The following is a 14,978-nucleotide window of genomic DNA, read 5'->3' on the forward strand; positions in this document are numbered from 1 at the left end:
ATGAAATGATATTTTAAATGAGTTCTATTAAGTTATTATCGACCACCAGCGGGATAACTTTAGCTAAACGTACATTAAAACATAAATAACCTCACAGTGAGCTTAGCTGCAAAAATTATTTGTACCCTAGATTGTCTAAAACTAGATTATAGATGAATTATGACTTGGTTCATAGCTTTGACTCTTGGGGTAATCACTTTATTTGAGCGGGTATTTCTTACTTTGATTTGTTCATTAATATTGCCGGAGCTTAATGCTACACCTTGGCTTTTGATAGTGAAGGCATCAGAGGAGACAATAATCGTTACCATATCGCCCTTACAAATTAAGCAGATACTTTTCTTACTAATGGTTTTACCTTTACCTATACGTCTTTTCGCCTTAGCGCCAAAAACAATGGCGGTATCGGTTAGTTTATCACCACGAATTTTGTTGATGGCTATGTAAGCTAACTCAACATTACTTTCGTCAAGCCGGTCTCCTTGGCTAATTGTACTTTTTGCAATTAAAACAGCTTTAGTTATTTCTATTTTGGCCGATAAATATATTTTCCATGGTATTGATTCATCACAACTAATTTTTATATTTACATTTCGTGTACTGTTTTTATCATGTATATTTGCTGTTAAGGGTATATTACACGGTTTAATGATAATTCTAGGATCTAAGTGAGCAACCGAAATACGAACTTTTTCTTCGTTAGTTGAAGGGAATTGTTCAATTAAATAGCTGGTCGCGAAACGTTCAATAAACGCACTGTCTAGTTCGCTTGCAGCAATAGTTGCTGGCTTAATGAACAGTAAGCATAAAAAAGTTAAAAAATGTTTGGTATGTCGCATATATTTTGTTATCTATCGTTAAGTAAATGCAAATATTCGTCTATGCTTAACCTAGGTTAGTGCTATAAAATGAGGTTAAATCGTGCGTCAATTATCAGGCGCTTAGTGTGAATATCAACTCTATATTTTAAATACAATTCAAGAATTGTGCCTTTTATGTTTTATTTTTTTAAATACAATGAAGGGTACGGTGTTACATGAGGTTTATATGGCAGGCATACTCGATTCGGTAAATCAGCGCACGCAACTTGTCGGCGAAAATAGATTAGAATTGTTACTATTCAAACTTGTTGGTAGGCAACTTTTTGGCATTAATGTCTTTAAAGTGCGTGAAGTGATGCCATGCCCGAGGTTAACGGTATTACCTAAACAAGACTCCTATATTAAAGGTGTTGCTCATATTCGTGGGCAAACTATTTCTGTTATTGATTTAAGTAAATCAACGGGCGGCTTGGCAATTGAACAAACGGCTGACAGCTTTATTATTATTGCTGAATATAACCGCAGTGTGCAGGGCTTTCTCGTTGCTGGCGTTGAGCGAATAGTGACATTAAGTTGGACTGATGTAATGCCACCACCAGAAGGGGCAGGTAAATCCAGTTATCTAACCGCAGTCACTGAAATAGATGGTCAAATGGTGTCAATTTTAGATGTTGAGAAAATTTTAAATGAGATTAATCCTGTTTCAACGGAGTTAAGTGAAGATGTCATTGATGCCAGTGTTGGTGAAAGTCTAGGCGATAAGCTGGTTCTGATTGCTGATGATTCAACGGTAGCACGAAACCAAGTTAGAAGGGCATTAGAGCCATTAGGTATCAAGATGATTTTAGCTAAAAATGGTCGTGATGCTCTCGATCAGTTATTGGCGATTGAGGCAACGTGTGAACATAGTATTACTGAAAAAGTTGCGCTAATGATTTCTGATATCGAAATGCCAGTAATGGATGGCTATACCTTAACGGCAGAAGTCAAAGGAAATGACCGCATGGCTAAAATGCCCATTATCTTACATACCTCGCTAAGTGGGGTATTTAATAATGCTATGGTTAAAAAAGTGGGGGCAGATGATTTTATTGCCAAGTTTCACCCTGATGAATTAGCTACCGCTGTAAAAAAATGGCTAAAATTAGAAGATTAACTCTTTATAAAAATTAAAATAAAATTTCAAAAGCATTTGACCTGAATTTATGCACCCCAATTTTGGTGAATTTAAATGAGTACTTCGAAATAAACAGGAAGCTATTGTGTCAGCAAGACAACTTGATGAAAAAAGTTATAACCAATTTAGAACCTTTTTAGAGCAGCAATGTGGCATTGTGCTCGGTGAAAATAAGCAATATTTAGTTAAAAGCCGCCTAGCGCCACTAATGGCTAGATTTGACGTGAGTTCATTGGGTGAATTAGTCACTCGGACACTTTCCCCTGTAGAGCGGCAATTACGTGCCGCAGTCATTGATGCTATGACCACAAATGAAACCTTATGGTTTCGAGATGATTATCCCTATAAGTTACTACAGAGTAAATTGTTGCCTGATTTTGTCAACAGAAAAACGCCGGTTAAAATTTGGTCCGCCGCCAGTTCTTCTGGGCAAGAACCCTATTCTATTGCGATGTCAGTATTGGAGTTTCAACAAAAAAATCCTGGAGCATTCCCTCGTGGTGTGCAGGTCATAGGTACCGATATTTCCACGACTATGCTAGAACACTGTAAATACGGTCATTATGATAATTTAGCACTTGCTCGTGGTCTATCTGAGGAACGTAAAAAACGCTTCTTTGAAGAAGGTGATAACGGTATGTTGAAGATAAAAGAACAAGTCAAAAATATGGTCAATTTTAGGCCGCTTAATTTACTGAATAGCTATAGCTTGATGGGCCGCTTCGATATTGTTTTTTGTCGTAATGTGCTCATTTATTTCTCACCAGAAATTAAAGCACAAATCATTAGTCAAATTCATGGCGTATTAAATCCTCAAGGCTATTTGTTTTTAGGTGCATCGGAATCTCTATCAGGAATAAATCAAGATTTCACTATGTTACGTTGTAATCCTGGTATCGTTTATCAGAAAAAATAACCCTGTCAAATATTACTCATTGCTAGTGAATATAACCGCTAGCAAGCATTACCCTCATTAACTCACTTACCTTTAAAACAGCCTTGTTAAATTTTTTGGCATAAATATTGAATGTCATTTAGCTATAACGTAAATCATCGTGAGGCTATTATGGCTATAGGATTCGATCAAGGCTTTCAACTACACACCCAAGGCATGCTTATCCGTGCCCAACGTGCAGAAATCATTGCTAGCAATATTGCCAATGCGGATACCCCAGGTTACAAAGCAAAAGGGCTTGACTTCAAACAAGCACTTAGCCAAGCAGCAAATAAGCAGCAAATGGGCATGACTCGTACCAATGAAAAGCACTTTGATGTACGCACCGAACTCAATAATTCAGTCAGTTTTCGTGTACCAAATCAGCCTGATACTGGGGATGGTAATACGGTAGATGTACAAGTGGAACGAAACTTGTATCTAAAAAATTCATTGAAGTATCAAGCAAGTGTACAGTTTCTTAATGGCAAAATACAAGCCATGAAGAAAGTGATTAGTGGAGGTTAATAATTATGAGTCTTTTTAACGTATTTGATATCACGGGTAGTGGTATGAGCGCACAATCAATCCGCTTAAATACTACGGCGAGTAACATTGCCAATGCCGAAAGTGTTAGTAGTAGTGCCGATAAAACTTACCGCGCTAGACATCCCGTTTTTGCCGCTGCCATGCAAGAAGCTGCCGCAGGGCTAAGAGCAAGTGACGGTAGTAGCGTAGGGGTTACTGTTTTAGGCATTGTTGAAAGTGATAAACCGCTAAATGTTGAATATGCACCTAATCACCCCATGGCAGATAAAGACGGCTATATCTATAAGCCCAATGTTAATGTCATTGAGGAAATGACAAATATGATATCAGCATCGCGTTCCTATCAAACGAACGTGCAGTTAGCTGAATCGGCCAAAAACATGCTCAATAAAACCTTAATGTTAGGGCAAAGATAATGAGCAATATTGATAGGTCACTTAGTTTACTACATAACGTAGGAGTGGATAATGGAAACAGTTAAGGGCACTAACCTGTTAGAGGGGCTTCGTTGGCAAAAAGAAGAATATAAAGCGGCTGAAAAAGATAACGGCATGCTGACGCAAGCTGATTTCTTTGCGCTATTAACCCAAGAGCTAGCGAATCAAGATCCAACCAAACCGGTTGATAATAACGAAATTATTTCTCAAATGACCGCCTTCTCAACTACTGATGGTGTGCAAAGATTGAATGATTCATTTGATATATTTGCCAGATCTATGACGTCTAGCCAAGCACTGCAAGCTTCCTCGTTGGTTGGTCGCAGTGTTTTGGTTGAAGACAATGTATTTGGCATGGAAGAGGGGCAATCGGTAAAAGGTAAACTGGTTTCAGACAAACCAGCCAGTAACGTAAAAATTTATGTTGAAAATATTGCCGGTGAAATCATTCAAACTGTGCAAGTAGGTAAGGTCGATGCCGGCGGAATGAATTTTACTTGGGATGGTCAAACAGCAGAAGGTGAACCTGCTCCCGAAGGTGCTTACCGTTTCCGTATTGTTGGTTTGGTTGACGGTCAAGCCTCTGAATTAGAGGCGATGACATACCGTAAAGTAGATAGCGTAACCTTAGCTGGTGCTGGCGGTAATATCATACTGAATCTTAATGGCGGTAGCTCCATGGCCTTAGCCGATGTGGTTGAAATATCGGGTGGTGATAGTTAAGTTTTTAGTAACATCATTAAATAGAAAGTATAAATTTTACCTGACAGAGTAATAACAAGCATTTAACTGCCCAGATATATAGCAAAGTAGCTAATTTTAAGAGAGTTAGATTATGTCATTTAACTTTATTGGTGCATTAAGCGGTTTGTAACCGTGAAGTATTTAAGCGGGTTTACAACATCATAATTAGTTTAGTTTGTTGTCGCCGAACGATTTTTTAAGAGAGTTAGATTATGTCATTTAACTTTATTGGTGCATTAAGCGGTTTGTAACCGTGAAGTATTTAAGCGGGTTTACAACATCATAATTAGTTTAGTTTGTTGTCGCCGAACGATTTTTTAAGAGAGTTAGATTATGTCATTTAACTTTATTGGTGCATTAAGCGGTTTGTAACCGTGAAGTATCTAAGCGGGTTTACAACATTATAATTAGTTTAGTTTGTTGTTGCCGAACGATTTTTTAAGAGGATTAAATTATGTCATTTAATATTGCATTAAGCGGGTTAAACGCCGCACAAAAAGACTTAGATGTTACATCAAATAACATTGCCAATGTAAACACGGTTGGCTTTAAAGAGTCCCGAACTGAGTTTGTTGATGTTTATGCCGCATCTTTATTGGCTTCAGGTAAAACGAAAGTAGGCGATGGTGTTTTAACGGCGGATGTTGCTCAGCAGTTTTCCCAAGGTAGTATTCAATTTACCAATAACTCCCTTGATTTAGCCATTGCCGGTAATGGTTTTTTTGTCACCGTACCTGAAATTGACAGTTTAGATACCTCTTACACCCGTGCTGGTCAATTTAAATTAAACGACAGTAACTTTGTCGTTAATTCATCTGGTGGTTATTTATTAGGTTTTCCAGTCAATGCTGATGGCTCTTCTTCATCGGTAGCGATAAGTACCGCATCGCCTTTACAAATACCGACAGCTTCTGGCGCACCATCAAAAACAAATGAGGTCGATGTTAAGATGAATTTACCTGCGGGTGACTCTGTACCCGCTTTTACCTTTGATCATACTGACCCACTAACCTATAACAACTCGACCTCGGTAACCATTTTTGATTCGTTAGGCGACAGTCATGTGATGACTTATTATTTTGTAAAATCAGCGCCGAATACTTGGGATATGTACGCGGCCGTTGATAACCAATTGGTCGATATTCAAGGAGGGCCTGTTAATAATGGTGCGGGTATTAATGGCGCACAATTAACCTTTCTTGCTAATGGTGATTTCAATACTCAAGATCCCACTCTTATCCAAACCGCACCATTAGGTACGGCGATATTAAGTAATGGCGCTGATGCTAGTCAGCAGATTATTGTTGATTTTAATTTAGATCCAACGGGGCCAAATATTAATGAGCCAACACAATATGCTTCTAGTTTTGAAGTAACCTCATTAGAGCAAGATGGTTTAGCGGTAGGTCGATTAACCGGTATCGACATTGATAGCGATGGCCTTGTGCGTGCCACTTATAGTAATGGTACCTCAGAGCCTTTAGCACGTATTGCTTTAGTTAGCTTTGCCAATAATCAAGGGCTCACTCAAATTGGCAATAGTTCATGGAAAGAGAGTATTGTTTCCGGTGAAGCGTTAGCCGGTGAAGCGGGCTCAGGTACTTTTGGTACCATTAACTCCTCAGCATTAGAGCAGGCTAATGTTAATTTAACTACCGAACTTATTGATTTGATTTCTGCACAGCGAAACTTTCAAGCCAACTCGCGAGCACTGGAAGTTAGTAACCAACTAAACCAAACTATCTTACAAATTAGGTAACTTGAGCTAAATAACCTGGTGTAAAAATTACTGACAAAGCTGTTAGCTATGAGCAATAAATTACTCACAGTTAACAGCTTTTTTATTTTAGCTCTCATAAAATATATCATCATTTCCTTATCCATTTTTAGCTGTTAACCAACCCCTCTTTATAATAGCTGGCATCTTACTTGCATTTATTTCTGTATAACCTTATATTTTTTGGAAAGTCATTATGGATAAGTTGCTTTATATCGCCATGAGTGGTGCTAAACAAAACATGCAAGCCTTATCAATAAATGCTCATAACTTGGCGAATGCTAACACCACTGGTTTTAAGGCTGATTTAGCACAAGCGCGTAGTATGCAGGTCTATGGCGAAGGGATGGCTTCGCGGGTTTTTTCAATGACAGAGCGTGCTAGCCAAAATTTTGACTCAGGCGCTATTCTTCATACCGGGCGCTCACTTGATGTTGCCATAGCCGGTGACGGTTTTTTTGCGGTGCAAGCCGAGGATGGTCAAGAGGCTTATACTCGCGGTGGACATTTTCGTTTAACCGAAACAGGTGCGCTAGAAACTAACGATGGTGAATTAGTCATAGGTGAAGATGGCCCTATTATCATACCGCTACCGGTAAATAATATTCAAATATCTCGTGACGGCACCATCATGGTACAACCTGCAGGCGCGCCAAGTAGCGTGCAAGAAGAAGTGGCTCGTATCAAGTTAGTCAATCCAGATACTCGGCTGATCGAAAAAGGCAATGACGGTTTATTTCGCGCCAAAAATGGCGAGCAATTAATTGCCGATATCAATGTCAACGTCCTTGGCGGTTCACTCGAATCGAGTAATGTTAACCCCATTCATGAAATGACCGCCATGATTTCTTTACAGCGTCAATTTGAAATGCAATTGAAAATGATGAAAACCGCAGAAGAAATAGATGCTAGCGCTGCTTCGTTATTACGTGCTTTTTAATTATTAGTATCTTTCAGTTAATATTTAGCTGTTTTCAAAAACAGTTAGTACTCAATCAGAGGTGATGTATGAACGCAGCATTATGGATAAGTAAAACCGGCTTAGATGCGCAAAATAAAAATATTGCGGTAATCTCTAATAACTTAGCGAACGCTAGTACCGTAGGCTTTAAAAAGAGTAGAGCGGTTTTTGAAGACTTACTTTACCAAAATATTAATCAGCCAGGTGGTCGAACTGCACAAGATACCGAAGCGCCATCAGGTTTAATGATAGGTGCGGGTACCAAAGTGGTCGCCACGCAAAAAATTCATACTCAAGGTGACATGATTACCACAGATAACGCCCTTGATTTGATGATTCAAGGCGAAGGTTTTTTTGAAATTCTTATGCCAGATGGTAGTTCAGCTTATAGTCGCAATGGTCAATTTACCATGGATGATGAAGGTAATCTGGTTACCCCAGGTGCGGGTTACCTTATTCAACCACAAGTGACCATTCCCGAGGATGCGTTAAGTATTATTATTTCTCAAGACGGTGAAGTGTCAGTAACACTGCAAGGGCAGGCTGATCCTGCCGTGGTGGGTCAAATTAACTTAATTAACTTTGTTAACCCAACGGGTCTTCAGCCAGTGGGGCAAAATTTGTATACCGAAACTGCAGTAAGTGGCGCGCCCCAAGAAGGCGTTCCTGGTCTTGAAGGTTACGGCATGTTGATACAAGGCGCGTTAGAAACATCCAATGTAAACACTACAGAAGAGTTGGTTAACTTAATTCAGAGTCAGCGCATCTATGAAATGAACTCAAAAGTAATCTCAGCCGTTGATCAGATGTTGAGTTATATCAATCAGCAGCTGTAGTAAAAATTTATAATTTAATTGAGTGAATCATTTAATGAAAAGGCAGGAAGTAGTGATGAAAAGACCAACAACATTAAACAACGTTACTTTAAGCAAAGGGCATTTACCCCAGGTTAAGTTACTTTTAGCTTGCTTGTTAATTGCTGTTACTACCGCTTGTAGTAATACCGTTGAATTAAGTAGAGCACTACCCAATGACCCTGATTTTGCGCCGATAATGCCAGAAGAAGAAGAAGAGAGCATTGTGCCAACGGGGTCTTTATTTAAGCCCCATTACGTGAATAATATTTATTCAGACTCTAAAGCGCACCGTGTTGGCGATATTATTTTGGTCATCTTGAGTGAAAAAACCCAAGCGAAGAAAAATGCTAAAACCGAATTGAAAAAACAAAATACAACTAGCTTAGATGCCGTTACTGGCTTCGGTGGTTTCCCCGTTACCATTAATGGCGAGTCATTGCAGTTTGGTGTCAGCCAAAGTTCAAACTTTAAAGGTGATGCAAAAGCGGATCAAGGTAACAGCTTAACCGGTAATATATCAGTACATGTGCTCAGGGTTTTGCCTAATGGCAACTTAATGATCCGTGGCGAAAAATGGTTAACGTTAAATAATGGCGATGAATATATCCGCTTAACAGGGGTTATTCGCTCAAAAGATATTAATTCCAACAACACCATACTCTCAACAAAAATTGCCAATGCGCGTATTCAATATGCGGGTACGGGGAGTTTTGCTGATACTAATGAGCAAGGTTGGTTAGTTAAATTTTTCAATAGTTCTTGGTGGCCTTTTTAGTGTTCTGCAAAGGGAAAACTAGGCTTTGCTGCTAACGCATAGCCTTAGCCCTGAGGTCTAGTTCAAGGGTTAGCTTAAAATATTAGTTCAAGGTGTTAATTTAAGGTGAAAATCTAATGAAAGTAGTAACAAACACATTTATCCTTCTGGCATTATTGGCATCCTTGTCAGTAAGTGCCCAGCGTATTAAAGATTTAGCCGATGTTGCTGGGGTGCGATCAAACCAGTTAATTGGCTATGGTTTAGTGGTAGGTTTACCTGGTACCGGTGAGCAAAGTCCGTTTACCGAGCAAAGCTTTAAAACTATGTTAAGTAACTTTGGTATTACTATGCCGGCAAACCTAAAACCAAAAATAAAAAACGTTGCTGCAGTTGCGGTACATGCCGAATTAAGAGCTTTTACCAAATTAGGCCAAACGATTGATATTACTGTCTCTAGTATGGGCAGTGCTAGCAGTTTACGTGGCGGCACCTTATTACAAACAATTTTAATGGGCCTCGATGGTAATGCTTATGCAGTCGCCCAAGGCTCTTTAATCGTCAGTGGTTTAGGCGCGCAAGGTTTAGATGGCTCACAGGTATTAGTCAATATTCCCACGGTTGGTCGTATCGCCAATGGCGCTATTGTTGAGCGAGAAGTAAAGTCCCCTTTTTCCTCCGGTGATCATATAACCTTTAATTTACGTCATTCTGATTTTACTACCGCTAAATTATTGTCTGATACCATCAATGAGCTTATTGCAGGTTCAGCCAAAGCAATTGACGCCACCTCCGTGCGGGTTAGGGCTCCTCGTGATATTAGTGACCGAGTAAGTTTTTTATCGGTACTGGAAAACCTTGAATTTGAGCCCGCTACACCCGCGGCAAGAATTATTGTTAATTCACGTACTGGCACCATAGTGATTGGCTCTGAAGTGAAACTACTGGCGGCAGCAATTACTCATGGCGGTATTACGGTCACCATTAATGAGGTACTAGATGTTTCTCAGCCTAATGCCTTTGCCGAAGGCGAAACTGTGGTTACTAATCAATCAGCAATCAATGTTAGCAACGCCGATGCCCGTATGTTTGTCTTTAAACCAGGGGTTACCTTAGAAACCTTGGTGCGTGCTATCAATGAAGTTGGCGCTGGCCCTGGCGATGTTATGGCTATTTTAGAAGCGTTAGATCAAGCGGGTGCAATACAAGGCAAACTAATCATCATTTAAATTAATTATTATCCTTGTTGCTGTATCGCTCAACTTAAGCGTCTTTAAAAATGTTACTTATAGGTTACTAAAATTATGGATATCAATTTAAGCCAAAACTACAACTTTGATCAAGCGCGTAATGCCCTTGACCTAAATGGCTTAAATGCTATTCGTCAACAATCGCGCGCCACGGATGATGAATCAAAACAAGCGGCGTTAAAAGAAGCGGCGCAACAATTTGAAGCCATTTTTATGAGAATGTTGCTGTCAAGTATGCGTAAAGCACAAGATGTACTTGAATCAGACAGTCCTTTTAATTCTGAAACAAGCAAGTTCTATCGCGACATGCATGATCAGCAAATGGCGATTGAACTTTCTTCCAATGGCTCTTTAGGGTTAAGTGACTTAATTATTCGGCAACTTGGCGGTGATAGTGGCGGTTTTAAACCTAGCTCGGTGTTACGTAATGATGGTAATTTACCCTCATTTCACCAGGTTAACTCGGCCGATGATAAAGTTGCTAATAGCAGTAAAGGCGATATAGACAAACAACATAACTCCTTAGTAGAAAAAATGTTGATGGATAAAAGCCAAATTAAGCCAGATATCGATATTCCCTTTGCTGGCAGCTATCAAGCTCACAATAGTGTCAGTCGCCAAGTTATTAGTGGCGTTAGCCAACTTCCTATCAATGCGGCTAATAAAACGACGAGCAATAACATAGCGCCAAACATCGATAATATTGCTAAGCAAGCTCAAAGCGTCAATATTTCAGCGCCTATAGCCGCACAAAGCTTTGATGAACCAAAAGACTTTGTCAGCGCTTTAGTTGCGCCAGCAAAAAAAGTTCAACAACAGCTGGGTGTGCCTTTTGAAGTTATTATTGCCCAAGCGGCCCTAGAAACAGGTTGGGGACGAAAGATAATTAAAGGCCAAGATGGGGCTAGTTCAAATAATCTCTTTAATATAAAAGCTGACTCTCGTTGGTCTGGCGATAAAGTAAGCAAAGAAACTTTAGAGTTTGAGCAAGGCGCTATGGTTAAAAAATCAGCGCAATTTAGAATGTATCACTCACTCACTGACAGTGTTAATGACTACATCAACTTCCTTTCAACTAGCGAACGCTACCAAGACGCATTACAAAACTCCGGCAATGTGGAACACTTCCTGCAAGGTTTACAAAAAGCAGGTTATGCAACCGATCCTCAATATGCCGATAAAATACTCGGTACCTTGAAAACCGTTACTAACCTTTTAGCGAAGTAAGTTAGCCCAGTAAACTTTGTTGTAGGAAGGACTTATCCTATTAATGTGTGTTATTTCATAGCGCGCTAGATAAAGCTCCTACAATAAAATGTTAATTCAATTATCACGGTAATGCCTTAGCAGTTATTTCGCTGATTAACAGCGACAGTATGTTAATAACAATAGCGGCAAGGTATTACCTAGGAGAATAAATTATGACAGTAAGTTTGTACCAAACCGGTGTCAGTGGCTTAATGGCTGCTCAACAGCAACTGGCGACAACAGGTCATAACATTGCCAACGTCAATACTGAAGGCTATACCCGCCAACGAGCTGAGCAAAATTCTACCTTAGGGATAAATAACGGTAGTAATTACCTTGGCACGGGGACTTACATTCAAGATATCACCCGTCTTTACGATCAATTCTCCCATAAAGAACAGCTATTAACACAAAGCAACTTAGGTAATGCCGATTTACTACAAGCGCGGTTGACACAACTTGATCAGGTGATGTCTACTTCAGGTAATGCGGTTGTTGGTTCCTTAAATAATTTCTATCAAGCACTTAATGGTGTTGCCGATAATCCTAACGATTCAGGTTTACGCAGCATAGTGCTCAATCAAGCCGGTATTTTAAGTAATGACTTTAATGAGCTAACCGATAATTTCGATAGAATGAGCAAGGCGGTAAATGGTGAAATAGAGCAAGTAGCCAATAGGATTTCCGAAATATCACTAGAGATAGCCAAGATCAATGAAACCATTTTGCATTCGCAAAATTTAACGCAAGGTGGTCAACCTAATGACTTACTTGATAAACGTGATCAACTGATTGGTCAATTAAGTGAGTTTACCCGAGTTACCACGGTCACAGATGGCAATGGTGTGCTGACGGTAATGATAGGGCAGGGTACTACGCTTGTTGCTGGTATTACGCCGATGACCCTACGAGTAAGTGCCGGTGATCCTGATGGACAAAAGACAGAATTAAGATTAGTCAGTGGTAGTAGCAGCGTTGCTATAAGCGGTGAGAAATTAGGTGGCTCATTAGCCGCCAGTTTTGAATTTAGGGATGAACACCTCAGTCAAATTCGCACTGAAATTGACCGTTTAGCGATGGCAATATCTGCCACCTTAAATGATAGCCAAGCCAGTGGCTTAGATTTGAATGGTGTACAAGGCGCTAATATTTTTACTGATATTAATACCACGAAATTACAGCAAGGGCGGGTATTAATACCGTCTGATAACGCCCCAGGCACATTGCAGGCTCAAATTAACATTACCGATGTTTCTTTAGTGCCAACCGATGAATTTGAAGTGCGTTTTAATGGCACCAATTTAATGATGCATAATCTAACAAATCCATCAGCAGCCGTTATTACCTTAGGTATTCCAGGAGCCGGACCATTTGACACCACCTTAGGTTTTGAATTTATTGAAAACGGTGGCAACCTCGCTATTGGTGATACTTTAACTATTATCCCGACGAGAAATAGCGCCGCGTTAATGCAAACTACGTTAACCAATGGTAATGCTATTGCGGCAAGCTCGGCTGTTGCCGTGACAGCATCAACCAATAATATCAGTGATGGCCAGGTAAAAATCACCAATGTTACTAACCCTGTTGCCGCTCGAGCTTATGATGTAACTGTTGATGTTTATGAAAGTGCGCCAGGTACCTTTAGTTACCGTGTTTATGACACGGCAACACCGCCACCAGCGCCACCTATTGCCGCGGGTACTTATGCTGCCGGTGCTAGTGTTTTAGTTGATATCCCCGCAGGTACACCTGATTTTAAAATAGAGATTAGTGGTGATCTTGTTGGCTCAGGTGCCAATGCTAGGGAAACCTTTATTATTGGTGATGCCTTTGGCGTGGGTAATAGTAACAATGCCGTTACTATGGCAAAAACCCAAGAAATAGGTGTCACTAATGGTGGTAGAGAAACGTTTAGTAAAAGTTTAGCGGTATCAACCTCAGTGGTGGGCGCTAAAGCCAGTAATGCTGATTTATCTGCCGATACCGCTCAGGCACTTTTTACCCAAGCGTATAATCGAAACCAAGCAGCCTCTGGGGTTAACCTTGATGAGGAAGCCGCCAACCTGATGAGGTTTCAGCAAGCCTATCAAGCAGCATCGCAAATTATTTCTACCGCGAATACCCTTTTTGACACTATTCTAGCCGCGGTAAGGTAAGGAGTTTCTATGCGAGTCTCTACAGCGCAGTTTTACTTACAAAGTGTTCAACAAATGAGTAGTAAAGCTGCAGATATTAATGAGCAGATGGCCCATTTATCCAGTGGTAAACGTGTGCTTACCGCCAAAGATGATGCCGTGGCTTATGGCACTTTGGCGGGTTATAAAAATGACTTGGCAAATATTGAAAAATATAAACGCAATATCAACCAGGCCGAAAGTCACAACAGCTTGCAAGAAGTTTCTTTTGCTGGCGCTGAAGATATCCTAAATGATATTCAGCAACGTCTGCTACAGGCTAATAACGGTGCTATGTCTGATGAAGACTTACAAACGCTAGCTAAGCAAGTTCGCCATAGCTTTAACCAGTTATTTGATGTTGCCAATAGTCAAAATGAAAATGGCAATTATATTTTTTCTGGCTATAAAACCGATGTACAACCTTTTAGTCAACAAGTTGACGGTAGTGTTTCTTATGGCGGAGATAGCGGTGTCAGAGAGTTGCAAATAGCCAAAAACATAAAAATACCAACAAACCAAACCGGCGATGCTGCTTTTATGAATGTTGCCAATGCCATTGGCGATTTTAGTGTTAATTATCCCACTGCCCCTGCGGCAAATACCTCGGGTGTTGCCGTTGAAAGTGCCAATATAACCGATAGAAACGCCTACAACCTAGGTGCAGGGCCTTATACATTTGCTACAGATCCAATAACTAACGATTTAACGGTTACCGATAGCACTGCTACTGTTGTTTTTCCTGTACTGCCGGCACTACCTGCGCCCTATGTTGCCGGGCAAACAATTTCCTTTGATGGCATTGACGTTACCTTAAGCGGCAACCCATTGCCGGGTGAGAGTTTTGTTATCAGTGAACAAGAAGATATTAGTGTTTTTGCCACCATCAATAAGGCCATAGCTTGGATGGAGCAAGGCTCTGTTGCCACCAATGAAGAACAACATCAAGTAGATTACAACACCATTTTAGAGCAACTGAACTCGTCCATGACTCATATCACCTCAAGGCGAGTGGATTCCGGTATACGGCTGCAAGCACTTGATAGTCAGAAGGATAGACACCTTGATTTAGAGCTAAGCCTAGCGACCGGGCAAGCTAACATTGAAGATTTAGACTTTGCTAAAGCTATTTCGGAGTTTGAGCAAGCAAAAATCGCTTTGCAGGTATCACAGCAAACGTTTAGCAAGGTGCAGGGTTTAACGTTATTTAATTATATTTAATTTTTTAAAATAGTTAATAAAATTGGCACTGTTTATGCTTGTTTAATGTGCAATAGCAAAGCAGTAGCAAA

At 40.1% G+C, this 14,978-nt stretch carries 14 protein-coding genes; 13 read left to right on the forward strand and 1 reads right to left on the reverse strand.

The features are described from left to right. Positions 1-146 precede the first annotated feature (146 nt). Positions 147-839: a flagellar basal body P-ring formation chaperone FlgA gene (gene flgA, locus CMT41_RS05570; protein ID WP_058026596.1), complete on the reverse strand. Its 693-nt coding sequence runs from the start codon at positions 837-839 to the stop codon at positions 147-149. 208 nt (positions 840-1,047) lie between these two features. Between flgA and CMT41_RS05575 the strand changes: the two genes are divergently transcribed. The 13 genes from CMT41_RS05575 (at position 1,048) to flgL (ending at position 14,907) form a co-directional block, all read left to right on the forward strand. Beyond that, positions 1,048-1,977, forward strand: coding sequence for a chemotaxis protein (locus CMT41_RS05575; RefSeq protein ID WP_057180377.1), 930 nt, complete (start codon positions 1,048-1,050; stop codon positions 1,975-1,977). A gap of 106 nt (positions 1,978-2,083) precedes the next feature. Then, positions 2,084-2,914 carry a CheR family methyltransferase gene (locus CMT41_RS05580; protein WP_057180183.1) on the forward strand — a complete coding sequence of 277 codons (831 nt, stop codon included), beginning with the start codon at positions 2,084-2,086 and terminating at the stop codon, positions 2,912-2,914. A 150-nt stretch (positions 2,915-3,064) separates the two neighbouring features. Further along, the gene (flgB, locus tag CMT41_RS05585; RefSeq protein ID WP_057180378.1) at positions 3,065-3,460 is read left to right on the forward strand and encodes a flagellar basal body rod protein FlgB; all 396 of its coding nucleotides are present in this window, start codon (positions 3,065-3,067) and stop codon (positions 3,458-3,460) included. A gap of 5 nt (positions 3,461-3,465) precedes the next feature. Then, positions 3,466-3,897 (forward strand): flagellar basal body rod protein FlgC, encoded by a 432-nt coding sequence (gene flgC / locus CMT41_RS05590; protein ID WP_058026597.1) that lies wholly within the window; start codon positions 3,466-3,468, stop codon positions 3,895-3,897. A gap of 51 nt (positions 3,898-3,948) precedes the next feature. Further along, positions 3,949-4,641, forward strand: a complete 693-nt coding sequence (locus tag CMT41_RS05595; RefSeq protein ID WP_057180185.1) for a flagellar hook assembly protein FlgD — start codon at positions 3,949-3,951, stop codon at positions 4,639-4,641. Between the two features lie 475 nt (positions 4,642-5,116). Further along, positions 5,117-6,421 (forward strand): flagellar hook protein FlgE, encoded by a 1,305-nt coding sequence (gene flgE, locus CMT41_RS05600; protein ID WP_058026598.1) that lies wholly within the window; start codon positions 5,117-5,119, stop codon positions 6,419-6,421. Positions 6,422-6,635: 214 nt separating this feature from the next. Continuing rightward, positions 6,636-7,379, forward strand: coding sequence for a flagellar basal-body rod protein FlgF (gene flgF, locus CMT41_RS05605; RefSeq protein ID WP_057180187.1), 744 nt, complete (start codon positions 6,636-6,638; stop codon positions 7,377-7,379). Positions 7,380-7,447: 68 nt separating this feature from the next. After that, the gene (gene flgG / locus CMT41_RS05610; protein WP_057180188.1) at positions 7,448-8,236 is read left to right on the forward strand and encodes a flagellar basal-body rod protein FlgG; all 789 of its coding nucleotides are present in this window, start codon (positions 7,448-7,450) and stop codon (positions 8,234-8,236) included. A 55-nt stretch (positions 8,237-8,291) separates the two neighbouring features. Next, a complete protein-coding gene (gene flgH, locus CMT41_RS05615) occupies positions 8,292-9,032 on the forward strand; it encodes a flagellar basal body L-ring protein FlgH (RefSeq protein WP_058026599.1) in 741 nt (246 codons plus the stop codon). A gap of 116 nt (positions 9,033-9,148) precedes the next feature. Continuing rightward, positions 9,149-10,240 (forward strand): flagellar basal body P-ring protein FlgI, encoded by a 1,092-nt coding sequence (locus tag CMT41_RS05620; protein ID WP_058026600.1) that lies wholly within the window; start codon positions 9,149-9,151, stop codon positions 10,238-10,240. 75 nt (positions 10,241-10,315) lie between these two features. Then, positions 10,316-11,488 carry a flagellar assembly peptidoglycan hydrolase FlgJ gene (gene flgJ / locus CMT41_RS05625; protein WP_058026601.1) on the forward strand — a complete coding sequence of 391 codons (1,173 nt, stop codon included), beginning with the start codon at positions 10,316-10,318 and terminating at the stop codon, positions 11,486-11,488. Positions 11,489-11,682: 194 nt separating this feature from the next. Further along, complete coding sequence (gene flgK, locus CMT41_RS05630) at positions 11,683-13,668, forward strand: flagellar hook-associated protein FlgK (RefSeq protein WP_057180192.1); 1,986 nt, start codon at positions 11,683-11,685, stop codon at positions 13,666-13,668. A gap of 9 nt (positions 13,669-13,677) precedes the next feature. Further along, on the forward strand, positions 13,678-14,907 hold the full coding sequence (flgL, locus tag CMT41_RS05635) for a flagellar hook-associated protein FlgL (RefSeq protein WP_058026602.1): 1,230 nt from the start codon (positions 13,678-13,680) through the stop codon (positions 14,905-14,907). Positions 14,908-14,978: the final 71 nt, after the last annotated feature.

Source organism: Colwellia sp. MT41, assembly GCF_001444365.1.
Lineage (GTDB): Bacteria > Pseudomonadota > Gammaproteobacteria > Enterobacterales > Alteromonadaceae > Colwellia > Colwellia marinimaniae.